At 41.3% G+C, this 24,840-nt stretch carries 20 protein-coding genes; all 20 read left to right on the top strand.

Annotated elements, in window-relative coordinates; translation table 11 throughout:
* Positions 1-176: 176 nt before the first annotated feature.
* The gene (locus BLO53_RS17380) at positions 177-2,696 is read left to right on the top strand and encodes a DUF342 domain-containing protein (protein WP_176757344.1); all 2,520 of its coding nucleotides are present in this window, start codon (positions 177-179) and stop codon (positions 2,694-2,696) included.
* A gap of 137 nt (positions 2,697-2,833) precedes the next feature.
* On the top strand, positions 2,834-3,544 hold the full coding sequence (locus BLO53_RS17375; RefSeq protein ID WP_092064546.1) for a F0F1 ATP synthase subunit A: 711 nt from the start codon (positions 2,834-2,836) through the stop codon (positions 3,542-3,544).
* Positions 3,545-3,568: 24 nt separating this feature from the next.
* Positions 3,569-3,787: an ATP synthase F0 subunit C gene (gene atpE / locus BLO53_RS17370; RefSeq protein ID WP_092064543.1), complete on the top strand. Its 219-nt coding sequence runs from the start codon at positions 3,569-3,571 to the stop codon at positions 3,785-3,787.
* A 27-nt stretch (positions 3,788-3,814) separates the two neighbouring features.
* Complete coding sequence (locus BLO53_RS17365; protein ID WP_092064540.1) at positions 3,815-4,306, top strand: ATP synthase F0 subunit B; 492 nt, start codon at positions 3,815-3,817, stop codon at positions 4,304-4,306.
* Positions 4,299-6,092 (top strand): F0F1 ATP synthase subunit alpha, encoded by a 1,794-nt coding sequence (atpA, locus tag BLO53_RS17360; protein ID WP_176757343.1) that lies wholly within the window; start codon positions 4,299-4,301, stop codon positions 6,090-6,092. The genes BLO53_RS17365 and atpA overlap by 8 nt, the downstream gene beginning before the upstream one ends.
* Before the next feature lie 24 nt (positions 6,093-6,116).
* Entirely contained in the window at positions 6,117-7,088 is a 972-nt protein-coding gene (gene atpG, locus BLO53_RS17355) for an ATP synthase F1 subunit gamma (protein ID WP_092064537.1), read from the top strand.
* Positions 7,060-8,472 (top strand): F0F1 ATP synthase subunit beta, encoded by a 1,413-nt coding sequence (atpD, locus tag BLO53_RS17350; protein WP_442857220.1) that lies wholly within the window; start codon positions 7,060-7,062, stop codon positions 8,470-8,472. The genes atpG and atpD overlap by 29 nt, the downstream gene beginning before the upstream one ends.
* 2 nt (positions 8,473-8,474) lie before the next feature.
* Positions 8,475-8,903 (top strand): ATP synthase F1 subunit epsilon, encoded by a 429-nt coding sequence (gene atpC / locus BLO53_RS17345; RefSeq protein WP_092064530.1) that lies wholly within the window; start codon positions 8,475-8,477, stop codon positions 8,901-8,903.
* Between the two features lie 14 nt (positions 8,904-8,917).
* Entirely contained in the window at positions 8,918-9,442 is a 525-nt protein-coding gene (locus BLO53_RS17340) for a hypothetical protein (protein ID WP_143003271.1), read from the top strand.
* A 3-nt stretch (positions 9,443-9,445) separates the two neighbouring features.
* The gene (locus tag BLO53_RS17335) at positions 9,446-10,513 is read left to right on the top strand and encodes an acyltransferase family protein (protein WP_092064527.1); all 1,068 of its coding nucleotides are present in this window, start codon (positions 9,446-9,448) and stop codon (positions 10,511-10,513) included.
* Positions 10,514-10,560: 47 nt separating this feature from the next.
* On the top strand, positions 10,561-13,023 hold the full coding sequence (locus BLO53_RS17330; protein WP_092064524.1) for a homocysteine S-methyltransferase family protein: 2,463 nt from the start codon (positions 10,561-10,563) through the stop codon (positions 13,021-13,023).
* A gap of 13 nt (positions 13,024-13,036) precedes the next feature.
* Positions 13,037-14,665: a biosynthetic-type acetolactate synthase large subunit gene (ilvB, locus tag BLO53_RS17325; protein ID WP_092064521.1), complete on the top strand. Its 1,629-nt coding sequence runs from the start codon at positions 13,037-13,039 to the stop codon at positions 14,663-14,665.
* A 24-nt stretch (positions 14,666-14,689) separates the two neighbouring features.
* A complete protein-coding gene (gene ilvN, locus BLO53_RS17320) occupies positions 14,690-15,172 on the top strand; it encodes an acetolactate synthase small subunit (protein WP_026488477.1) in 483 nt (160 codons plus the stop codon).
* Between the two features lie 116 nt (positions 15,173-15,288).
* The gene (locus tag BLO53_RS17315) at positions 15,289-16,371 is read left to right on the top strand and encodes a sugar ABC transporter substrate-binding protein (RefSeq protein WP_092064518.1); all 1,083 of its coding nucleotides are present in this window, start codon (positions 15,289-15,291) and stop codon (positions 16,369-16,371) included.
* Complete coding sequence (locus BLO53_RS17310) at positions 16,364-17,839, top strand: sensor histidine kinase (RefSeq protein WP_092064515.1); 1,476 nt, start codon at positions 16,364-16,366, stop codon at positions 17,837-17,839. Before BLO53_RS17315 ends, BLO53_RS17310 begins: the two co-directional genes overlap by 8 nt.
* A gap of 1 nt (position 17,840) precedes the next feature.
* Positions 17,841-19,448, top strand: coding sequence for a helix-turn-helix domain-containing protein (locus tag BLO53_RS17305; RefSeq protein ID WP_092064512.1), 1,608 nt, complete (start codon positions 17,841-17,843; stop codon positions 19,446-19,448).
* 32 nt (positions 19,449-19,480) lie between these two features.
* Entirely contained in the window at positions 19,481-20,536 is a 1,056-nt protein-coding gene (locus BLO53_RS17300) for a sugar ABC transporter substrate-binding protein (protein ID WP_330388957.1), read from the top strand.
* Between the two features lie 210 nt (positions 20,537-20,746).
* Complete coding sequence (gene chvE, locus BLO53_RS17295; protein ID WP_092064504.1) at positions 20,747-21,832, top strand: multiple monosaccharide ABC transporter substrate-binding protein; 1,086 nt, start codon at positions 20,747-20,749, stop codon at positions 21,830-21,832.
* A gap of 117 nt (positions 21,833-21,949) precedes the next feature.
* Complete coding sequence (gene mmsA / locus BLO53_RS17290) at positions 21,950-23,500, top strand: multiple monosaccharide ABC transporter ATP-binding protein (protein ID WP_092064501.1); 1,551 nt, start codon at positions 21,950-21,952, stop codon at positions 23,498-23,500.
* Complete coding sequence (gene mmsB / locus BLO53_RS17285) at positions 23,501-24,691, top strand: multiple monosaccharide ABC transporter permease (RefSeq protein WP_092064498.1); 1,191 nt, start codon at positions 23,501-23,503, stop codon at positions 24,689-24,691.
* The last annotated feature ends 149 nt before the right edge of the window (positions 24,692-24,840 follow it).

The raw sequence follows: 24,840 nt of genomic DNA, 5'->3' as shown, positions 1-24,840 counted from the left end.
GAGCTTACAACGAGAACAAGAAGAACTAATATATTTTAGTCCTGATATAATAAGCTATATTCAGAACAGGTAACTGTCTTTACAGTTGCCTGTTCTTTTTTGCGTTGAGCATTGTACAGTAAAGTGATAAAATTAATATTGGTAGTATTATGGGCATTTGCTTAAAAGGAGCATACATGGCTGTACAGGATTTGGATCTTGTCAATGAACTGAATGTTTATTCTGGCCTTGACTCGTTTAATGAAAATGTGCTTAAAAAGGAGCTTGAGCTCTGCGGCAAATTTGGAGGTGATGTGCAGAAGCTTAAGGCTCTTGGTTTTAATGCTCTTCAGCTGGTTGAAATCAGAAAGGGATATGAGGACAGTAAGGTTGATGTAAACAAATACCTTGATCCAAAGCTTTCCTGGACTGAGATGGAGGAAATGCGCCTTGAAATGACCCAGGGTATTGATATGAGTCAGTATAGGCAAATGGGATTTGATACCCAGCAGCTTTACCAGATAAGAGCAGGCATTTCTGATGGAGTAGATGTTTCTGTTTATGCCAAAAAGATATATATGGCTGACCAGATGAGAGAAATCAGAATAGGACTATCTAAAACAAATGGAGTCCCTATCATCTTTTATCAGGATCCGGCTTTTGACCCTCTTCAAATGAGAGAAATCAGAAAAGGGCTTGAGGATGGAATAGACGTTTCTACTTATGGCGTGCTGGATATTCCTTATTTGAAAATGAGAGCCATAAGGAAAAGCGCAGAAGACGGACTTTTCTTTTCTGAATCGGATATTAGAGCATATAATGCAGCTATTCTCGAGCAGATGCATTTGGCTTTTCTTGACGAAGTTGACATAAGTGGTTATGTAAAGAAAAAGTTTGATGCGGAGCAGCTTGAACAGATAAGACTAGCTTTAAAAAAAGAACTTCCTATAGATCAGTATATGTCCTTTGATATGAGGGGCGAAGCTATAAAGGAAATCAGACTAGGTCTTGAAGAGGGTATAGATGTAGCCAAGTACGCTGATGTGGCCTATGGCTGGCAACAAATGTATGAGATGCGAATTGGCCTTGAACATCAGATAGATATTACACCATATTGTAAGCCTTTATATCAGCCCAAGCAGATGCGGGAAATAAGGCTTGGAATAGAAGCTGGCCTTGATATAAGCAAGTTTTCAACTATGATGTATACCGCCAAAGATATGCGGCGGATCAGATTAAAACTATTATCTGGCGAAATTCATACAGCCATAGCAGATGATGGTTTGGAAGGCACTGTCCTTGACAGAACAGGAGGAGTTTCTGATCAGTCTGTCCTTTTGACATCTATGCTGGAAAATAAGGACGAGTATTTGTCTGTTTCTGAGAATAAGATGAAATGCTGGATAAAGCTTCCTCTTCGCAAAGATGGCATAAGCTATACAGAAGATGCAGTTATGACATTTCTTTTTAAAATGAAGATCAGAAGCGGAATCGACAGGGCTCAGGTTAAGAAAATGGTGGCTGACAGTGAACCGGGAGTCAAGTATTTGGTCGCTTCCGGCAAGCCGGTAGAAGACGGCGCAGATGGGCACTATGAATTTTTCTTTGACATAGAGCACAAGAATGAATTTAAGGTTGCTGAAGATGGTTCTATAGATTTTGATGGGATAGACCTGATCCAGCAGGTCCATGTAGGAGACAAGATTGCCATATATCAGAAAGCTACAAAAGGTGTTGATGGTTTTAATATCTATGGCGAAGTTGTTAAGGCTAAAAATGGCAAGGAGGTACCTATCCTAAAAGGAGAGGGCTTTATGATAATGAGCGACAGGGTAACCTACGTCGCCAAGTATTCTGGGGCTATCAGCATGGACGATGGGCTCGTAAATATCCAGAAAGTCCAGGTTTTTCACGAAGTAAAAATAACAGATAAAAAGATCAACTATGATGGAGTGGTATTTGTCAGAGGAGATGTTAATTCTGGCAGTGAGATATATGCTACAGGCGATATAGTCATTGGCGGGCATTTGGAAAGTTCTACAATAGAAAGCGGCGGAAATATAATTGTTGCTGGCGGCGTGACATGTCCTGTAAGGGGAAGCGTTATAGCAAAGGGAGATATTTCTGCTAAGTTCTTTGATGGAGCAACCATAAAGGGCAAGAATATTTATTCCAATTATTTTACTAATTGTTCTATTGAAGCAAAAGGGAAGATAAAGACCTTTGGAAGGCAGGGAATGATCTATGGAGGTTCAATCTATAGCCTGGAGGGAATTGAATCTGCACTTATAGGTAATAAGACTGGTGTCCGGACAATTCTTACTCTTGGTGCAAATACAGTTCTTTTAACTGAATATAATGAGCTTCTAAAGCAGATGAGCAGAGAAGAAGAGGATTTAAAAACTCTGTCCAAGGAAAAAGACAGGCTGCAGGAGCTTGGTTCCGGGGATAGGCAACTTATGCAATGGAAGATAAAGATAAATGCAGCTGTTGGAACTAAGGAACAAAATATTAAGAATCTGCTGGTTAAAAAAGCCAAACTTGAAGAGCAGATCGGAAATGGAGCAAAGGCTGGTGTTACCGTAACTGAGCAGATATTCGCTGGAACGATACTTATCATAGACGGAATTGCCCTTAAGATTACAGATGATAGAAAAACCTACGATAAAATAGTGTTTAAGACAGATGCCAAGAAGGAAAAAGTGGTGGCATATTAAATGTTATAAAAAATGTGTAAAACTTTTGGGAAAAATACTCTAAATGGCAGACAATTCGCTGCCTGATGGCTTTTTTTTCTTGCGATTTTATGACGCTTTTTTTATAATATAAGAGACAAATTTTGGGGGCTATAATTATGGATATAAAGGAATTATTAAAAGAAATTCTTCTAAAAGATAAGGCTTTGATCCATTTGCCATTTGGTAATGGCAAATTTGATATTTATGAATCTGTTGTGGTCACCTGGATCATAATGGCCTTTATTTTAGTGCTTCTACTAATACTTACCCGGGATTTTAAAGTTCATAATATTTCTAAAAGGCAGGCCGCAGTGGAAGCTTTTGTGTCGTGGCTTAGAGGAGTTGTGGGCAAGAACCTTGGAGAAGAGGCTTCAAGGTATACTGATTGGATAGTTACAGTCCTGTGCTATCTGGCCTGCGCCAACACTATAGGGCTTTTTGGATTTATTCCACCTACGATGGATATAAATGTAACGGCAGGTCTTTCTTTCATGAGCATTATCCTGGTAGAAGCTGCAGCTATCCGTAAGAAAGGCGCAGCAGGCTGGCTCAAATCTTTTGCAAAGCCTATGGCAATAGTTACTCCTATGAATGTAATGGAATTGGCCATCAGACCCTTGTCATTGTGTATGCGACTTTTTGGTAATATCATAGGCGCAACGGTCATCATGGAACTGATAAAGCATTTGATACATATACATTCAGTGAGCGTTCCGGCCATCTATCCGGTGCCTTTTGCCTTTTACTTTGATATTTTTGACGGCCTTATTCAGGCATATGTATTTGTCTTTTTAACATCGCTCTACATAAAAGAAGCGGTGGAGTGATAATAATAAGAAAATGGAGGGATAATAATGGATTTAACAGCAATTGGAGCAGCAATCGCAGTATTTACAGGTCTTGGAGCTGGTATTGGTATCGGTGTGGCAACAGCTAAGGCAACAGACGCTGTGGCAAGACAGCCAGAGGCAGATGGTAAGATCATGACACTTCTTATTCTTGGTTGTGCTCTTGCAGAAGCAACAGCTATTTACGGTTTCATCGTAGCTATTATGATCTTGTTTACTTAATTTGCCCAGCGAAAGAAGGATATCACAGTGTTAGATTTTAGTATTGTAAACATAGTATGTATAGTGATCAACCTGCTTGTTCTCTATATAATCTTCAAAAAGTTCCTGTTTGACAGGGTAGACAGAGTTGTCATGAAGAGAAAAGAAGAGGTTGATGAAGCTACCAGGGCAGCTGATCTTGCGACCCAGAAAGCTCTTGATACCAAGAAAGAGTATGAAGAGAAGATAGCTCTTGCTGATGAAGAAAAAGAGCAGATTCTTGCTGATATCAAGAAGCAGGGCTACGACGAGTATGAGCGCATTGTTTCTGATGCCAAGAAAAAGGGCGAGCAGATCATTATTGAGGCCAAGCATAACGCTGAGGTTGAAAATGAAAGAGCCAAAGAGGTTTACGCTGCCCAGATCACAGATATGGTCATTGATGCAGCTACCAAGATTGCTGCGACCAAACATAGTGCAACTGATGACAGAGAACTCTATGATAAATTTATAATTGAAGCCGGAGCGGATAATGAGTGAAAGATTATTAGCAAAACTGCGCTATGCAAATACTGCTCCTAGTGATGAGCAGGTCTTAAAGATAAAGGCAATGCTGCAGAAAAAGTTTGAGGGACAGGATATCGAGATTGAGTTATCCGAAGACCCTTCAATTGGTGGCGGCTTTATTGTTTCCTGCAAAAATTTTGAGTATGACTGGTCTGATGCAGGAAGAGCGAGACAGCTTCGCGCAGAACTTAATAATTTAAGAAAAAAGAGTGAGAACAGCGACGCTGGCAGAATCATATCAATGCTCAGCTCAAAGGTTGAGAATTTCAGTCTTTCTGTTGATGACAGAGAGGTTGGAACTGTAACCTGGGTTGGCGATGGTATAGCCAATGTTGATGGTATCGACCACGCTTTTTATGGCGAGATAATTGAATTTGAAGATGGAACCAAGGGAATGGCTCAGGATATCAGAGATGATCACATTGGGTGCATTCTTTTTGGTAATGATACAGGTATCAGGCAGGGAACGAGGGCTGTTAGAACATACAAAGAGGCCGGAATCCCTGTAGGTGAGGCATTTATAGGTCGAGTTGTTGATGCTCTTGGAGCACCTATTGATGGTCTTGGTGATATCAAGGAATCTGATTACAGGCCTGTAGAAAATACAGCACCTGGAATAATCGAGAGACAGTCGGTCAATGAACCTATGGAAACTGGTATTTTGTCCATAGACACCATGTTCCCTATTGGAAGAGGACAGCGTGAGCTTATCATAGGTGACAGACAGACCGGTAAAACTTCTATTGCTCTTGATACTATCATCAATCAGAAGGGCAAGGATGTTATCTGTGTTTATGTTGCAATTGGACAGAAGGCATCAACTGTAGCCAAGATCATACAGACTCTCAAAAAGACTGGAGCTATGGACTATACTATAGTGGTCAGTTCTACAGCTTCTGATATGGCGCCGCTTCAGTATATCGCACCATATTCAGGCACAGCTCTTGCTGAGTATTTCATGTATCGCGGCAAAGATGTCCTTATAGTTTATGACGACTTGTCCAAGCATGCTGTAGCTTATAGAGCGTTATCTCTTTTGCTTGAGAGATCACCTGGTCGTGAGGCTTATCCTGGAGACGTATTCTACTTGCATTCAAGACTTCTTGAAAGATCAAGTAAGCTTTCTTCAGAACTTGGAGGTGGCTCTATTACAGCGCTTCCTATCATCGAGACTCTGGCTGGAGATGTATCTTCATATATCCCTACCAATGTTATTTCCATTACTGATGGACAGATATTCCTTGAAAGTGATTTGTTCTTTGAAGGAATGAGACCTGCTGTAAACGTAGGACTTTCAGTTTCCCGAGTTGGTAGTGCGGCTCAGACCAAGGCTATGAAGAAGGCATCTGGAAGTATAAGAGTTGACCTTGCGCAGTACAGGGAAATGGCTGTGTTTACGCAGTTTAGCTCAGATCTTGATGAAACAACCAAGAATCAGCTTGCTCATGGAAATGTTCTGATGGAGCTTTTAAAGCAGCCGTTAGAGCATCCACTTGCAATGCATCAGCAGGTTATCATTTTAGTTGCTGCTAACTCAAAGCGCCTTGATATGGTACCTGTAAAAAAGGTTAAAGAGTACAAGCAAAAACTGCTCACATATTTTGATACAGAGTGTGCTGATATCTGCGAAGAGCTTGAAAAGGGCAAGGAACTGTCAGAGCAGCTAAAGAGAAGAATCATTGAGGCTGTTGATACCTTCAATGACCTTGAAAATAAAAAGCTCAAAGATGAAGTTGAACAGATGCAAAAGCAAAAATAAGCTTATTCCAAAGAGGTTTGATAATTGGCAAATATAAAAGAAATTCGTGATCGCATAAACAGCGTTAACGATACCAGAAAAATTACAAATGCCATGTACCTTATATCCTCTACCAAGCTTAGAAAAGCAAGGAAAATGCTGACGGATACAGAACCATTTTTCTTTGCTACCCAGGCCATGATCTCCAGAATAGTAAGGCATCTTCCGGAGGGGGTTGAAAATATCTTTTTGGAGTCCAGAAGTGATATTCCGGATGAAGAAAAGAGAAGGGGCTATATCGTTTTTACTGACGACAAGGGCCTTGCCGGGGCGTATAATCACAATGTTTTAAAGCTTGCAGAGGAAAACATAAGCAAGAATGGCGATAATTTCAAGCTCTTTGTTATAGGAGAGGTGGGAAGATTTCATTTTCTTTCCAAGAACATAAACATAGAGGAATCCTTTATGTTTACTTCCCAGAATCCAACACTTCACAGAGCCAGAAAAATAGCTGCGGAGATTCTTGATTACTACGACAGAAGAGAGATAGATGAATTTTATTGTATCTATACCACTGTCCATGGCAATGTGTGTGAAACAAGGTATGAAAAGCTGCTTCCTCTGGATATTATTACAGATATTCGAAAAGAGCACATGCATACCGGAACGATGCTTGAGGAATTTTTGATGGAGCCAAGTCCTTCCGCAATCCTTGATAATATTGTTCCAAACTATATTACAGGATATATATATGGAGCGTTAGTAGAAGCCTTTTGCAGTGTGCAGAGCTCGAGAATGATGGCCATGGATTCTGCAAACAAGAATGCTCAGAAGATGCTGGATGCTCTTCAGAGAACCTATAACAGGCAGAGACAGGCCATGATAACGCAGGAGATAACTGAGGTTGCCAGCGGAGCCAAGGCACTTAAAAGGGCTAAACAACAAAAGGCCAGGAAGAGCAGAAAAGCACCTGATGCCAAGATTATAGATGAGACGAGGAGAAACACTGTTGAATAACGGACGGATTGTTCAGGTCATGGGACCTGTAGTAGATGTAAAATTTGATGATAGTGACCTTCCATTTATCAGTGATGCTCTTGAAGTTTATGTTGAAGACAAAAAAAGAGTGATGGAGGTTGCCCAGCATATTGGAGAAGATGTTGTTCGCTGCATTATGCTTTCTCCAAGTGAGGGACTTTGCAAGGATATGACAGTTTATCCTACCGGAGGACCAATAAGTGTTCCCGTAGGAGAAGAGGTCCTTGGCAGACTCTTTAATGTTTTAGGTGATGCTATAGATCATAAGGGTGATGTTGCAACTAGCGAGAAATGGCAGATACACAGAGAACCACCTAAACTTGTTGATCAGAGCCCTGTTGTTGAAGTCCTTGAGACTGGAATTAAGGTTATCGATCTTCTGGCTCCTTATGCCAAGGGCGGTAAGATAGGACTTTTTGGCGGTGCCGGAGTTGGTAAGACAGTCCTTATCCAGGAACTTATCCAGAATATCGCTACTGAACATGGCGGATACTCTATCTTTACCGGAGTTGGTGAGAGATCAAGAGAAGGTAATGATCTGTGGTCAGAAATGACAGAATCGGGAGTTATCAGTAAGACTGCCCTTGTATTTGGACAGATGAATGAGCCGCCAGGAGCACGTATGCGTGTCGCTGAGACGGGACTTACTATGGCTGAGTATTTTAGAGATGTCAAGCACCAGGACGTTCTTTTATTTATTGATAATATCTTTAGATTTGTACAGGCAGGTTCAGAGGTTTCTTCACTTCTAGGAAGAATGCCTTCAGCCGTAGGCTATCAGCCAACTCTTTCTACAGATCTTGGAGCACTTCAGGAGAGAATTACATCCACAAGGCTTGGATCTGTTACTTCTGTTCAGGCTGTATACGTTCCTGCAGATGACCTTACAGACCCTGCACCAGCTACAACCTTTGCACACCTTGATGCAACAACTGTTTTGTCTAGAAAGATTGTAGAACAGGGTATTTATCCTGCTGTTGATCCTCTTGAATCTACCAGTAGGATCCTGGAAGAGGATATAGTTGGCAAGGAGCATTATGAGACCGCTATGAAGGTTCAGGAAATCCTTCAGAAGTATAAAGAACTTCAGGATATCATTGCTATTCTTGGTATGGAGGAACTTAGTGATGAGGATAAGCTTACTGTTCACAGAGCACGTAAGATACAGAGATTTTTGTCACAGCCATTCCATGTTGCTGAGCAGTTTACAGGTATTCCTGGAAAATTTGTACCTCTTTCCGAGACAATTAAAGGATTTAAGGCTATAATAGATGGCGAGATGGATATGTATCCTGAATCAGCATTCTTTAATGTGGGCACTATAGAAGAAGTGGCAGAGAAGGCCAAGCAGATTGAGGCGTAAATATGAGTGATGAAAGATTTCCGACCTTTGGACTGCAGGTCATTTCAGTTAATGGAATGTTTTACGATGACAGAGCTGAGGAGATAATTTTGCCCTGCGATGACGGCGAACTTGCTATCCTTGCAGGACACGAGGAAATGATCCTTGCTCTTTCTGATGGTGTCATAAAGATTAAAAAGCCTGGCGGAGAGTGGATTTATGGGGTGGTAAGTCTTGGCTCTGCGCAGATGGCCAATAACAGGTGCATTGTAATTGTAAATACAGTGGAGAAACCTGAAGATATTGATAAGAGAAGGGCTCAGGAGGCATACGAGTTTGCTATGGAGCATCTTCTTCAGAAGCAGTCGATAAAGGAATTTAAGAAGTCTCAGGCGGGTCTTGCCAGAGCTCTTACTAGACTTAGCGCGGCTTCTAAGTATTCTGATAAGTAGTAGGGAGAATTGTTTTGAAAAAAGTTATGTGTGGGGGCTTTTTGCGCCTTCTTTTATTATTTTGTTTATGTTTGTCTGTGACTGGTTGCGGCAACAAAAATTCCAAGGCATTGGAAGAATATAAAACCAGTATGACAGAATTTTACGATGAGCTTGCTCGCTTAGACGGAGCTATAAATAATATAGATCCTGATTCTGAAACCGCCAAAATAGAGCTTTTAGGATACCTTGATGAGATGAACCAAGCCTATAAGACTATGGCGGCTATTGCTATTCCGGATGAATTTTCAGGAATAGCTGATATAGCACGTGAAGCTGCTGAATATATGCAGATGGCTGATGAATTTTATCACAGTGCTTACGATGGAGATTTTAATGCAGAAGATGAATCTCTTGCTTCTCAGTACTACGAGAGGGCCAATAATAGAGTAAAGGTTATGCTCCAGGTTCTTCATGGAGAGGTTCCAACTGGGGATGGAGTAACGGTAACAACTCAGGAGCCAGGACAGTTCTCTACTATAGGAGCTACTACAGAGTAATTCATGAAGGAAAATAGATTTCTTTATACAGTAAGATTTATAGCATGCCTTGCTGTCATTACAATACATACAAGATTTCCAGGATATTTTGGCCAGCTGCTGGATGCACTGGCCAGATTTGCTGTACCGTATTTCTTTGCCGTTTCTGGCAGATTTCTTCTGGCGACCAATGAAGGCGGAACAAAATACATAAGATCAAGAACAGGCAGAGCCTTAGGGAAAACCTTGAAAGTAACAGGGCTTGTTTATTTGATTTATCTTGCTTTTTCATTTGCTGTTTATATGATCTACAAAAATACTGCTTATGAGTGGCTTAGCTCTAAGTTTAATCCGGCTGAAGCTTTTAATTTTGTTTTGTTTAATTCGGGTAAGTTTATTTACGATTGGACCTATACCTTTGATCATATGTGGTATCTTTTTGCCCTGATCTATGTGTATGGCCTGATATATATTTTTGCACCGGTTCTTAGAAGCTGGTACAAGGGCCTTATCGGCATACTTCTTTTCTTTTTGTTCTTTGGACAGCTTCTTCAGACCTATTACCCAATAAGGCCTTTTGGCATAAATATCTGCACCTGGTTTGTCATGCGAAACTGGCTGTTTGTAGGAATTCCCTTTGTACTTATAGGAGTGCTGCTTGCTGATTTCATAAGGGACAAGGTAGATACTCTTGATGAGGAAAAGAAATACAGATGGATTAAAAGTGCCAGGATAAAGGCTTTTCTTTTGCTGGGGGCAGGTGTTGTCCTTACAGCTGTTGAGATGCAGATTCTTGGCAAAAAAGAAGTTTATATGGGCTCTGTTTGTATTGTTGTCAGCATTTTGATCTTGTCAGAGTGTCAGGATATGGGAGGCAAGGTGCTATGGAAGATAGGAAGGGATGCTTCTTCTAACATTTACTATTACCATGTTCTTGTGATAGCAATAATAGATCACTTGGCTAATGCGGGCATTATTGCTGTTATGCCCATGTATGCAAAGCCTATAGTGGTGATGGCAATCTGTGTGATTTTATTCTATTTTCTTCCAGTGGCTATTAAAAAGAGGATAAAATCGCACCCTAGTACATGATTATATTTAAGGCTATAGTTTAATAATTAGGACGAGGGACTGGTAATATGACTAAGGACGAATTTAAAAAATTAAGTGAAAATAGAGTATTGTTCTTGGATGGTGCAACGGGAACAAATCTTATGAAGGCTGGGATGCCAGCTGGTGTGTGCCCTGAGAAATGGATACTAGAGCACAAGGACATAATGTTTAATCTTCAAAAGAGCTATGCAGAGGCTGGGGCAGATATTATCTATGCGCCTACCTTTACTGGAAACAGGATAAAGCTTGCTGATTATGGCCTTGGGGACAGGATAGAGGAGATAAATACCGAGCTTGTTAAGCTCTCTAAAGAGGCTGCCCCAAGTTGTCTTGTGGCCGGGGATATCACTATGACCGGAAGGCAGCTTAAGCCTATAGGAGACCTTGATCTTGAAGAGCTTATTGGTGTATACAAGGAGCAGATAAGGATTCTTGAAAAGGCTGGTTGTGACCTTCTTATAGTTGAGACAATGATGAGCCTTCAGGAGTGTAGAGCAGCACTCATAGCAGCAGGAGAAGTTTCTGACCTTCCTGTTATGGTTACTCTTACCTTTGAGGCAGATGGAAGAACTCTTTACGGATCTGATGCTACTTCAAGTGCTATCACTTTGGAGGCTCTTGGTGCATGTGCAATCGGAGCTAACTGCTCAACTGGCCCTGACAGAATGCAGGAGATAATAAGGAATATGGCATCAGTTACCAATATTCCTGTTATAGCCAAGCCAAATGCTGGACTTCCTTCTGTTGATGAAAACGGAAATACAGAGTACGACATGGATGCAGACACCTTTGTTTCTGAGATGGAGCTACTGGTTAAGGCAGGTGCCTCTGTGATAGGCGGATGCTGCGGAACAACTCCTGAATATATCAGAAAACTTAGGGATAAGTATAAAGATATAAAGCCATCTGAACTTCTTGATGAAGAAGGAAACCAAATACCCAGGAAAATCTGCGGAAGAAGATATCTTGCTTCCGAGAGAATGAGCCTTTCTTTTGATCTTGATGAGAACTTCATGATAGTTGGCGAGAGGATCAATCCCACAGGAAAAAAGAAATTGCAGGCCCAGCTAAGAGAAGGAAATCTTGACATGGTCTCTGACTTTGCCAGAGAGCAGGAAAAAGAGGGCGCTTCGATTCTTGATATCAATGTAGGTATGAGTGGTATCGATGAGAAGGAAATGATGCTAAATGTCCTTGAGGAAGTAATGTCCATAACTGACCTTCCTCTATGCATAGATACCTCAAGTGCCGAAGTTATGGAGGCTGCACTTCGCATCTACCCTGGACGAGCTCTTATGAATTCAATATCCCTTGAAAAGGGAAAAACTGAGAAATTCCTGCCACTTGCTAAAAAGTACGGGGCTATGTTTATTCTTTTGCCTCTTGCAGAAGCCCTTCCAAAGGACTCTGAGGAGAAGATAAATAATATTAATGAGCTCTCCAAGATGGCCTATGACCTTGGCATGACAAGGGAAGACATTGTGGTAGATGGTCTTGTGGCAACTGTTGGTGCTGACCCTAATGCGGCTCTTAATACTCTTGAAACTATCGAGTACTGTCATGATAACGGCTATGCTACAATCTGCGGCCTTTCCAATATTTCTTTTGGCTTGCCCCAGAGAATGAATGTAAATACTGCCTTTCTCACTATGGCAATTTCAAGAGGCCTTACTATGGCCATTGCTAATCCATCCCAGGAGATGCTGGTCAATGCGGCATTTGCCAGCGACCTTTTGAGGAAAAAAGAAGGCGCAGATGTCAGATACATTACCAGAATGGAGAGATACGCAGACCAGGGGGCAGTTGTTACAGATACAAACGCTAAAACGATAAATGCGCCTTTGGAAAGTGATAATATTCTTGATATAATTAAGAAAGATGTACTTAATGGTTCAAAGAGAACCATTGTAAAAAATACTGAAAAGGCTGTAAAAGAGGGAATTGAGCCCAGAAAGATATTGGATGAAGTCCTGATGCCGGCTATAAATGAGGTTGGAGATTTGTTTGATAAGGGCAAATACTTTTTGCCACAGCTTATAGCAGGGGCTGAAGCCATGAAGCTTTCCATTGGCTTTTTGGAGCCTCTTCTCAAGGAAGGCGAGGGTACAGGAGAAAAGCTGCCAGCTATTGTGATTGCAACGGTTCACGGAGATATTCATGATATAGGTAAGAACCTGGTAGCCCTTATGCTCAAGAACTACGGTTTTGATGTTCATGACCTTGGCAAGGATGTGCCAAGAGAAGAAATAATTAAGGCTGCCAAGGAGTATGACGCCAAGATCATAGCTCTTTCAGCACTTATGACTACCACCATGAAGGAGATGAAAAATGTGGTGGAGCTTGCAAAGGCAGAGCACCTTGATGCCAAGATCATAATTGGCGGTGCTGTAGTTACTCAGGACTATGCTGATGAGATCGGGGCTGATGGCTATTCTTCTGATGCAGCAGATGCTGTGAGAGTTGTAAAAAACATACTGGGAATAGAGTAGGGAGGTAATCCTTGTGATAGGCGCTGAGGTAATAGTTAAGTGTTTGGAAAAAGAAAATACGAAGGTAATCTTTGGTTATTCTGGAGTTGCCATAGATCCCTTCTGGAATAAAATGACGCAGTCTCAGATAAAGAGAGTGCTGGTTAGAACTGAGCAAAATGCAGCACATCTTGCAAGTGGCTATGCCAGAATTAGCGGCCAAGTTGGCGTGTGCGCAGTAACTTCCGGTCCTGGAGCAACAAACCTTATTACAGGAATTGCCACAGCCTACGCAGACAGCATTCCTATGGTTGCAATAACAGGCCAGGTAAATAGCGACATGATAGGAAGTGATGTTTTTCAGGAAGCAGATATTACCGGCGCTGTAGAGTCTTTTGTCAAGTACAGCTATCTTGTAAGAAATGTTGAAGATCTTCCAAGAGTCTTTAAGGAAGCTTTCTATATAGCAAGCACCGGAAGACGTGGCCCGGTACTTATAGATATTCCTTTTGATGTGCAGAATGCAGAGTTTGGCGATAAGTTTACTTACCCTGAATCAATATCTATGCGTAGCTACAAGCCAACAGTAAAGGGAAATGTTGCACAGATCAAGAAGGTAATAAAAGAGGTTGAAAAATCAAGGAAACCTATAATCTGTGTTGGAGGCGGAGTGCACCTTAGCGGCGCAACAGCTGAGATCAGAAAGTTTGCTGAGCTTAACAATGTGCCTGTAGTTTCTACCATGATGGGAATTGGAGTTATGCCATCAGACCATCCGCTGTACTTTGGAATGGTGGGCAATAATGGACAGCCTTTTGCAAACAGAGCTATGAATGAGTCAGACCTTCTCCTTATGGTTGGAGCAAGAGTTGCAGACAGAGCAGTAAACAGACCAGATCTTATAACTGAGAATAAGGTTATGGTCCATATAGATGTGGATCCTGCAGAAATAGGAAAAAACGTAGGACCTACTATTCCGCTTGTTGGAGATATCAAGCATATTTTCCAGGACTTTTTAGAGCAGGATGATCATGCTGATGAGCATAGAGAATGGCTCTCTATCCTTAATGGTTATAAGAAAGAAATGGCTTCAGGCAGGATGCCTGCTGAGGGCGATTTTGTAGAACCCAAGGACTTCATGGAAAAGCTCTCTGCCGCTGTAGAGGACGATGCTATTTATGTAGCAGATGTTGGCCAGAACCAGATGTGGTCCTGCGCTTACTATAAGGTTAGAAATGGCAGGTTTTTGACCTCTGGCGGAATGGGAACAATGGGCTATTCCATCCCTGCAGCCATGGGGGCCAAGCTGGCAGCTCCTTCCAAGCAGGTTCTTGCAGTTATAGGAGATGGAGCTTTCCAGATGTCTATGATGGAACTTGCTACCATGCGCCAGTATGGCATCAATATCAAGATAATTGTGATGAAGAACGGTTTCCTTGGAATGGTTCGTGAGCATCAGCATTATGCCTATGATGACACCTATTCCATGGTTGAACTTAAGGGAGATCCCGAGCTTTCTCTTATCGCCGCAGCCTACGATATGGATTATATGAAGATCACCGGCGAGGATGATATTTCAGAAAAACTTGCTGAGTTTTTGGCTGACGACGGCGCAGCACTTCTGGAAGTCCGCGTAGACCCAATGGAGCTTGTGAAGTACTAATACAAATAAAGTGGTGGTGAAAATATGCGTAGAATATATTCAGTACTGGTAGAGAACAGAGCTGGTGTACTTTCAAAGGTTGCAGGCCTGTTCTCCAGAAGAAATTTCAATATTGATTCACTTGTAGTTGGCGAAACTGCGGACAAGGGCATTTCTGCCATGACAATTGTATCAAGCGGAGATGAACGCACTATTGAGCAGATTGAGAAACAGCTCAACAAAAAAATTGATGTCATAAAGGTTAAGACCTTCAAGGAGAGCATGTCCATAAACAGGGAACTCATGCTGATCAAGGTCAAATACAACAAAGAGAACAGGCGCGACATCATGGAAAATTGTGAAATCATGCATGCTCAGATTGTAGACATGTCCAAGAACCTCATGATGATCCAGATCTGCGACACATCAGAGCGTATCGAGCTCTTTATCGAGATGCTAAAGAGCGTCAGCATAGTTGAGATTGCCAGAACAGGCACGGTTGCACTCACTAAGTGCAAGGAGCAGTGAGAATATAGTTTTATCTAGAGACCATATGGTGGCAGAAGTGGATTTTTTTGTCATATTTGAAATTATGACAAGAAAATCCACTTTTTCTTATGGGGGCATTTTGATAAAATCACCATATGAAAAATGAAGATTTTTATCAGAAGAAAATAAGCAGACAATATATTTCTCTGGTGTTTACGCTTATATTTGTGGTAGCCACGTTAGTGGGAGGCTCACTATATTTTAGATTTTACAGATCAGATATCCTGAGGCAGGCAGAAGAAACTGAGTACGACAAGTATTTTGTAATGATAACAGACAACTACAAGTCGGACTTCTGGAGAGCAGTGTATAAGGGAGCACTGGAAACAGCCAAAGAGCAGGGAATTTATATAGATCTTTTGGGAGAGAATCTATCAGGGGATTATTCTACTGAGGAGCTTATGAGAATAGCCATAGCTTCTGAGGTTGATGGAATAATAGTCTATGCAAGTGAAGCCCCGGCTATGGCCAATCTAATAGATGAAGCTGTAAGAAACGGAATTCCTGTTGTCACTCTATATGGAGATAGTACGCATTCAGACAGGCTCAGCTTTGTGGGAGTTAGCGGATACAGTGTCGGTAAGCTCTATGGCAAACAGATAGTGGATATCATCAAGGAAAAGAGAAGACAGGATTTTCTTGAAACTGATCATATAGATGACAGGAGCAAGATCCAGATAGCGGTCCTTGCCAGTGCTGATACTCTTGATTCAGGACAGAATATCATTATTTCCTCCATGCAGGATACTATAAGGCAGGAAAATGCTACTGACTCTGAATTTGAGGTGGAGGTGGTGGCAGTAGATAATACCAATGCCTTTTCTGCAGAAGAATCCATACGAGATATCTTTATGCAGGAGGAAGTGCCTGATGTTATTGTGTGCCTCAATGAGCTTAATACAATTTGTACATATCAGGCGGTAGTTGACTTTAACATGGTAGGTGATGTCAATGTCCTTGGCTATTATGATTCTGAGGATATCGTCAATGCCATAGACAGAGGCGGAATCTACGCAACTATATCAATAGATACTTTGCAGCTTGGACAATACAGCGTTCAGGCTCTTTTGGACTACTACGAAACAGGAAACACAAGTGAATACTTTACTGCTGATACAACTCTTATTGACAAGACTAACGTAGAACAGTTCAAGAATAAGGAGGAGCAGGATGAATAAATTTCTAAACAGCTCCCTCCAGTCTAAGATTATCAGTGTCTGTGTCTTTGCCAATATCCTGATATTTGTGGTAAATGTATTTCTTTTAGCAGGGATAAATAGTATGTCCAAGGATATGGACATGGTGTATGAGGATAATAGGGCGCTAAATGAGCTCACAAGTGCTCTTGATGATGTTCAGGATTCCATGACTGCTTACCTTAGTTCCAAGACCAGCGATTCTCTCGAGAGCTACTATATTAGTGCTCAGGAACTTTCAAATCTCGCGGGAGATTTAAGTGGCAGAATAACAGATCTTTCCTACAACCGCATGGAGAGAAACATAAAGAACATGACTTCCAACTATCTTACAGAGGTTGAGGGAACAATAGATGGGAAGCGTGGCAGAAATGTAGAGAAGTACCGCGCAGGATATGAAAGGTCGACAGAACTCTACAGCTACATAAAGGCTTATCTTTCAAGGCTGAATCTTGAGCTGTTTGTATCAAATTCTGAGAACTTTACATCGCTTCTTAGGGCCTTTAAGACCTTTGAAATAGTGGCAGTAGTAGTCATGACCTTTGTTATGATAGGAAATGTCATTATAGTCACGAGCTTTGTTAAGACCATGATCCTTCCCCTTAAAAAGCTCTCGGATTCAGCAGATGAGGTGGCGGATGGTAACTTTGACATTGTGCTTCCAACCGTTCATTACAACGATGAAGTTGGCATAGTTATAGGGGCCTTCAACAAAATGGTAGTCAGCATCAGAGACTACATCGAAAAGCTTAGAGAGAGTCTTGAAAAAGAGAAAGACATGCAGGAAAAAGAGCTATCTATGGAGGCACATTTAAAGGACGCCCAGCTTAAGTATCTAAAGGCCCAGATAAATCCGCATTTTCTTTTTAATACCTTAAATGCCGGGGCACAGCTTGCAATGATGGAAGGGGCTGACAGGACCTATGAGTATGTGCAGACTGTTGCTGATTTTTTCAGATACAATGTCAAGAACCGCCAGGATACAGTAAGAGTACGAGAAGAGGTTACTCTGGTAGATAATTATATTCAGATTCTGAATGTAAGGTTTTCAGGAGATATAGGCTATGACAAGCAGGTTGATGAAAGACTTCTTGATCATCACATGCCCAGTATGATACTTCAGCCTATTGTAGAGAATGCAGTTAATCACGGCATAAGGGAAATGGCAGGGAAAGGCAGGATACTTCTAAAGGTTTACAGAGAGGATGATAATCTCTGCATCAGCATCATCGACAATGGTAAGGGAATGAGCAGGGAGACAATAGAGGAGATTCTCTCAGGCACGAGAAACCCGGACAAGATAAGGTACGACAATAATGGAATAGGTATGGATAACGTAATATCCAGGCTTCGCATATTTGCGGGCAAAAGAGATGTTATCAGTATCTACAGTAAAGGCGAAGGCTATGGATGTGAGGTAAAACTCAGCCTTCCACTTGGGGAGAAGTAATATGTATAGAGTAATGCTTGCAGATGATGAGGGAATCGTTATTGATTCCACGAAATTCATTATAGAAAAAGAGTTTGGAGATACCTGTCTTATAGAGTATGCCAAGACAGGCCGAAAGGTAATCGAGCTTGCTGAGAGCTTCAGGCCGGACATTGCCATTATTGATATTCATATGCCTGGTATAAACGGAATAGATGCCATAAGGGAGATGCAGAGGTTTTGCACTAACACAGTATTTATCATAATGTCAGCCTATGACAAATTCGATTACGCCAAAGAGGCCATAAAGCTTGGAGTCATGGAATATATCACCAAGCCCATGGAGAGGACAAAGGTCATAAATGTCCTTAGAAGGGCTATGGAGCAGATTGACAGGGACAGGGAAAAGAGAAGCAACGAGCTTCTTATAAAGGAAAAGCTAGAGACTGTTGAGCCTATCATAGAAAATGGCCTTATATATGATATCCTTCTTCAGGAGCATTTTGATGAAGATATAGAGAACTATAGGACAATCCTTGGTATAGATGCAGGTTACGGCTATATGATGGCTATCGTCTGTGGAGATTCCCAGGAGGGAAACCATATGACAAACGCCATAGGAAGCTCCGTTAAGATATCCGGCAAATATCAGGAGATAAGAGAAGGAGTAAAGAGCTTTTTTGGCTGTATGGTTGGAAATGTAATGGCCAATAAGATTGCTGTTCTTGTCCCATGTAAGGATTCCGAAATGGAACTATCTGAAAGGTCAGAGCTAATAGACAGGGCAAGGGAAATGGCAAGATATCTTAAGAAACGTACAGATATCAGTTTTAGAGTAGGAATCGGCGGCGTAAAGCCCTTAAAGGAACTTGGAGATTCCTACAAGGAGGCTTTAAATGCCCTGATAGCAACGACAGGAACTGTTGCTCATACAGATGATCTTAATGTTGCCTGTGATTATGAGGATGGATATCCTATAGCCCTTGAGAAACCTTTATTTGAAGCGGTAGGTAAAGGAGACCTTAATGAAACTAAGGTAATAGCCGGCAAATATTCTGACTGGATGTGTCAGAAGGCCCAGGACGGGGATCTGATGTCAATGCGGCTTAAAGTATTGGAATTTGCTCTTTACGCTGAGCACCTTGCTTATCAGTCAGGAGGGCAGACTTACAGGTATTCCAGCAGGACTAATTATCTTCCTGAGATTATGGCCCTTGATAGTACAGACTCTATAAGGGAGTGGTTTCTTTTAAAAGTCACAAATGCCTGCAGGGACGTAATTAGTAAAAAAGAGGAGAGATCAGGAAATATCATCAAAACAGCCAAGGACTACATAAATTCTCACTACGATAAGGATATTTCCCTTGATGATGTATCAAGGATTGTTAACATTTCTCCTTACTACTTTAGCAAGATTTTCAAGGAAGAGAGTGGCCTTAACTTTATTGAGTATCTTACTAACATAAGAATAGACAAGGCTAAAAAGCTACTTGAGAATTCAAATCTTTCGGTAAAAGAGATATGTGTTTCCTGCGGGTATTCAGATCCAAACTATTTTAGCCGCAGCTTTAAAAAGAATGTAGGGCTTACTCCTACAGAGTACAAGGACAGATTTACTTTTAGCGCTTGAAACTAATATTTTGTAAGTGGGGCATGGAAGGTATGATGGGAAAATATAAAATTGGGGTTATAGTATTTCTTTTGACAGCCTGTATCCTTGGTGGCTGCGGGAATACCAGTCTTGAAAGTGTAAAAAGCAGCTCTGCCACGGAAGATAAGGTACAGATTGGAATGTGCTTTGACTCCTTTGTTATAGAAAGGTGGCAAAGGGACAGGGATGTGTTTGTGTCAGCAGCCAAGGAGAAAGGGGCGGAGGTCAATGTTCAGAATGCCAATGGAGATCCTAAAAAGCAGAAGGAACAGATTGAATACTTTATCAAAAAAGGTATGGACGTCATAGTTATCATCAGCATTGACCCTGAGGTGATAGCTGATTCTGTCAAGAAAGCCCAGGATGAAGGAATAAAGGTAATAGCCTATGACAGGCCTATAACAGGAGCTGGAGCAGATCTGTATATCTCTTTTGACAACGAGATGGTTGGAGAGATGATGGGGCAGGCTTTAGTAGATAGCGGCCTTAAAAATGGCAAGGTGGTTATGATCTGCGGATCTCCTACTGATAAAAACGTACCTATGGTATGTGAGGGTTTTGAAAGAGTCATGGAAGAAAACGGGAACGAGATCCTGGATGTATTCTATGCTGATGGATGGAAGGCTGAGGCAGCAGGCGACTATGTATATAGTCATCCGGAAATCATAGAAGAAGCGGACGCGGTTATGTGCGGCAATGATGATCTTGCAAGCAAAGTGGTCTATGCCCTTTCTGAAAAGAGACTTGCAGGTAAAAAACTTGTTGTTGGACAGGATGCGGATCTGGAGGCTTGTCAGAGGATTGTTGAGGGTACGCAGCTTATGACTGTCTATAAGCCTATAGAGAAGCTGGCTGGGACAGCGGCAGAGGCAGCAGTTGCAATGGCCCTTGGAGAGCCTTTGGATTCTGAGCTCTATGAATACGATGATGGCAAGAAAAATGTGCCTTACCTAAAGATTGAAACTATCAGTGTTTCTGCAGATAATATGGATGAAGTTATAGTAAAGAGTGGCTTCCATCTCAAAGAGGATATTTATCTAAATGTGCCTGATAAGGCATCCAACTAAGATAAACAAAATACCATATAGCAATAATTTATAAAAAGAGCAGTTGTGTTTGCAAAAAAATGCTAGCACAGCTGCTTTTTCTTTTTCTCCTAGGATAAAAATATGCAGAATATCGCAAGTTAGTGCTTGTTTTTCTATGCTAAATTCTTCTTGTCAAGTAAAGCGGACACGAAAGTGTCTAGAAAAAGATTATTGTTGGAGGGAAGAAAAATGAAAAAAAGATTATTAAGTGGCCTTTTGGCTGCAGCTATGGCAGCTACTCTTCTGATGGGATGTGGCAGTAAGTCGGCTGAAGTTGCCGGTGCACAGAGAGAGACAAACGGAAAGGTCGGCGTTGCAATGCCAACCAAGGACCTTCAGAGATGGAACCAGGACGGAGCAAACATGGAGGAGCAGCTCAAGGCAGCAGGTTATGATGTAGATCTTCAGTATGCTTCAAATGATATTGCAACTCAGGTATCACAGATTGAGAACATGATCTCATCTGGAGCACAGGTTCTTGTAATTGCTTCTATCGATGGTGATTCACTTGGAACAGTACTGGCTCAGGCCAAGGAAGCTGGCATTAAGGTAATCGCATATGATCGTCTTATTATGAATTCTGATGCCGTTTCATATTATGCAACGTTTGATAACTACATGGTTGGAACCAAGCAGGGTGAATATATCAAAGAGCAGCTTGATCTTGATAACGCAGCTGGTCCATTCAATATCGAAATCTTCACAGGCGACCCTGGTGACAACAACGCAAGATTCTTCTATGGCGGAGCAATTGATGTATTAAAGCCATACATTGAGTCAGGCAAGCTCGTTGTTCAGTCTGGACAGGTTGAATTCGACAACGTTGCTACAGCTAACTGGTCAACAGAAAATGCACAGTCAAGAATGGATGCTATTATCTCTGCTAACTATGCAAATGGAACAAAGCTTGATGCAGTTCTTTGCTCAAACGATTCAACAGCTCTTGGTGTAACAAACTCACTTGAAGCTAACTACACAGGCGAGTGGCCTATCATTACAGGTCAGGACTGTGACGTTGCAAACGTTAAGAACATGATCGCTGGCAAGCAGTCAATGTCTATCTTCAAGGATACAAGAACTCTTGCAGCTAAGACAGTTGAGATGGTTGATGCAATCATGAAGGGAACAGAAGCTCCTGTTAATGACACAAAGACCTATGACAATGGCACTGGTGTTATTCCTTCATTCCTCTGCGAGCCTGTATTTGCAGATGTAAACAACTACAAAGAACTTCTTATCGATTCTGGTTACTACAAGGAAGATGATCTCAAGTAAGCGATAAATAGGTAACAGAATGGGGTGCATAGCATGGTGGCATGCATTATGCATCCCATTATAGTTACTGCTTATCGCTGCTAACAGTAAAACAATAGAAAAGGAGGAGGGGCAAAGGTGGAGAAGATACTGCTTGAAATGAAGAATATCACCAAGACCTTCCCTGGGGTTAAAGCGCTTGATAACGTAAACCTGCAGGTTGCAGAAGGTGAGATTCATGCCCTTGTTGGGGAGAACGGTGCAGGAAAATCTACTTTGATGAACGTATTAAGTGGAGTATATCCATTTGGTTCATACGAAGGCGACATTGTCTATGATGGAGAAATATGTCAGTTTGCAGCAATTAAGGATAGTGAAGATAAAGGAATAGTTATTATCCATCAGGAATTGGCACTTATCCCATATATGTCAATTGCTGAAAACATGTTTCTTGGTAATGAGAGAGGAACAAAGTTAAAGATCAATTGGAACGAAACTAATGAACTTGCAAAAAAGTTCTTGAATATAGTTGGGCTTAATGAAAGCACACAGACTCTGATAAAGGATATTGGAGTAGGTAAGCAGCAGCTCGTTGAGATTGCCAAGGCCCTTTCTAAAGATGCAAGGCTTCTTATTCTGGATGAGCCAACTTCATCTTTAAATGAGACGGATTCTAAAGCTCTTTTGGACTTGCTTCTTAGACTAAAAAAAGAAAGAAATCTTACGTCTATTATCATTTCCCACAAGCTTAATGAAGTTTCCTATGTGGCAGATAAGATCACGGTCATAAGAGATGGTGCTACTATCGAAACCCTTACAAAAGGCATTGATGATTTCTCTGAGTCAAGGATCATAAAGGGAATGGTAGGGCGAGAACTCTCTGACAGATTTCCAAAGAGAGTACCTCACGTAGGTGAAGTTTTGATGGAAGTTAAAAACTGGAACGTATATCATCCCCAGCACAAGGATAGAAAGGTCTGCGACAACATTAACATTAATGTCAGAAGAGGCGAAGTCCTTGGCATATCAGGTCTTATGGGTGCTGGAAGAACTGAGCTTGCCATGAGTATTTTTGGCAAGAGCTATGGAGAAAATATCTCCGGAGAGATTTATATAAATGGACAGAAGGTTGTTCTAAATACTGTAAATAGCGCTATCAAACACGGACTTGCCTATGTTACAGAGGACAGAAAAGGAAACGGCCTGATCCTTACTAATCCTATAAAGATAAATACAACACTGGCTAACCTGGAAGCAGTCAGCTCCAAAAGAGTAATAGACAAGCACAAGGAATATGCAGTGGCTGTTGAATACAAGGAAAAGCTAAAGATAAAATGTCCTACAGTTGATCAGAATGTGGGCAATTTAAGTGGTGGTAATCAGCAAAAGGTTCTTCTTGCGAAATGGATGTTTGCAGATCCTGAAATCCTTATTCTGGATGAGCCCACAAGAGGAATAGATGTTGGTGCCAAGTACGAGATCTACTGCATCATAAACCAATTAGTGGCTGAAGGAAAATCTGTGATAATGATTTCTTCAGAAATGCCGGAAATACTTGGAATGTGCGACAGAATATATGTAATGAATGAAGGCAGGATTGTTGGGGAGATGGATGCAATTGAGGCCACACAGGAAAAAATCATGGCCAGCATCCTTGGAACTGCCGATAGTAAGGAGGAGTCAGCTTAAATGGGTAAGGAAAAAGTATTTGAATTCTTAAAAAAGAACACAATGGTAATTGTGCTTATTATTGTTTTGGGATTTTTCTCCTGGCAGACAGATGGGGCAATACTTCTGCCAATGAATGTAAGTAATCTTATATCACAGAATGCATATGTATTTATTCTGGCAACAGGTATGCTCTTATGTATTCTTACTGGTGGTAATATCGATCTTTCAGTTGGCTCTGTAGTTTGCTTTGTAGGTGCAGTTGGCGCACTTTTAATGGTGAATTTCGGAGTGCCTACATGGGCAGCAATAGCCATCATGGTGCTTATTGGAACAGCAATTGGCGCTTTCCAGGGCTTTTGGATTGCATTTGTGAGAATCCCTCCCTTTATCGTAACACTGGCAGGAATGCTTGCCTTTAGAGGACTTTCAAACGTAGTACTTAATGGACTTACAGTATCTATCAAGGATGAGACAACATTTGTAAATCTCTTTGGAGGCGGAGCAGACTGCTATATCCCTGATTATTTTTCTGATGGTAAGCTTAACTTGACATGTCTTTTTGGAGGCATTCTGGCGGTAGTTATACTAGTTGGCCTTAATGTCTATAGCAGGATCAAAAAGACAAAAAGCGGTTATGATGTTGAGCCAATCTGGGCTTTTGGATTTAAGATCATTTTGATAGCAGCAGCTCTTCTGGCTTTCTCTTATAAGCTTGCTCAGCATAAGGGTATTCCTACAGTTCTTATCTGGGTTCTGGTTGTAGTTATCATCTATGCATATATTACAAGCAATACTACAACTGGTCGATATTTCTATGCAGTAGGTGGTAATGAAAAGGCAACAAAGCTTTCTGGAATCGATACAAACAAGGTATACTTCCTTGCTTACATGAACATGGGCTTTTTGGCTGCTCTTGCTGGAATGGTAACGATCGCAAGACTTACATCTGCTCAGCCAACCTATGGACAGAACTATGAGATGGATGCCATCGGTTCCTGCTTTATCGGCGGTGCTTCTGCTTACGGCGGAATCGGTACAGTTCCAGGAGTTATTGTTGGTGCAGTACTTATGGGTGTTATCAACCTTGGAATGTCACTTATGGGTGTAGATGCCAACATGCAGAAAGTAGTTAAGGGCGTTGTACTTCTTGCAGCTGTAATCTTTGATGTTGTGTCAAAGCGTGGCGGCAAGATGATCGTCAAGAACTAAGAGTTGATATTAAAAAAATATAAACAAATAGGAGAACTTGCCAGGGTGAAGGGCAGGTTCTCTTTCTTTTACCTGTATTTATGCTGTTTAAAGGAAATTTTTTATCTATAAAAAGGATGTTAAAAAAATATCAAAAACCATTGAAATAT

It is taken from the genome of Butyrivibrio sp. INlla14, assembly GCF_900102515.1.
Classification (GTDB): Bacteria; Bacillota; Clostridia; order Lachnospirales; family Lachnospiraceae; genus Butyrivibrio.
The sequence above is the reverse complement of the archived record's forward strand: the minus strand, read 5'-3'. Positions and strand labels throughout refer to the sequence as shown.

Bases quoted from the DNA above. Each gene is read 5' to 3' on its own strand.
- BLO53_RS17380 (WP_176757344.1), top strand. From the start codon at position 177: ATGGCTGTACAGGATTTGGATCTTGTCAATGAACTGAATGTTTATTCT.
- BLO53_RS17375 (WP_092064546.1), top strand. From the start codon at position 2,834: ATGGATATAAAGGAATTATTAAAAGAAATTCTTCTAAAAGATAAGGCT.
- atpA (WP_176757343.1), top strand. From the start codon at position 4,299: ATGAGTGAAAGATTATTAGCAAAACTGCGCTATGCAAATACTGCTCCT.
- atpD (WP_442857220.1), top strand. From the start codon at position 7,060: ATGAGACGAGGAGAAACACTGTTGAATAACGGACGGATTGTTCAGGTC.
- atpC (WP_092064530.1), top strand. From the start codon at position 8,475: ATGAGTGATGAAAGATTTCCGACCTTTGGACTGCAGGTCATTTCAGTT.
- BLO53_RS17335 (WP_092064527.1), top strand. From the start codon at position 9,446: ATGAAGGAAAATAGATTTCTTTATACAGTAAGATTTATAGCATGCCTT.
- BLO53_RS17330 (WP_092064524.1), top strand. From the start codon at position 10,561: ATGACTAAGGACGAATTTAAAAAATTAAGTGAAAATAGAGTATTGTTC.
- ilvN (WP_026488477.1), top strand. From the start codon at position 14,690: ATGCGTAGAATATATTCAGTACTGGTAGAGAACAGAGCTGGTGTACTT.
- BLO53_RS17315 (WP_092064518.1), top strand. From the start codon at position 15,289: ATGAAAAATGAAGATTTTTATCAGAAGAAAATAAGCAGACAATATATT.
- BLO53_RS17310 (WP_092064515.1), top strand. From the start codon at position 16,364: ATGAATAAATTTCTAAACAGCTCCCTCCAGTCTAAGATTATCAGTGTC.
- BLO53_RS17305 (WP_092064512.1), top strand. From the start codon at position 17,841: ATGTATAGAGTAATGCTTGCAGATGATGAGGGAATCGTTATTGATTCC.
- BLO53_RS17300 (WP_330388957.1), top strand. From the start codon at position 19,481: ATGATGGGAAAATATAAAATTGGGGTTATAGTATTTCTTTTGACAGCC.
- chvE (WP_092064504.1), top strand. From the start codon at position 20,747: ATGAAAAAAAGATTATTAAGTGGCCTTTTGGCTGCAGCTATGGCAGCT.
- mmsB (WP_092064498.1), top strand. From the start codon at position 23,501: ATGGGTAAGGAAAAAGTATTTGAATTCTTAAAAAAGAACACAATGGTA.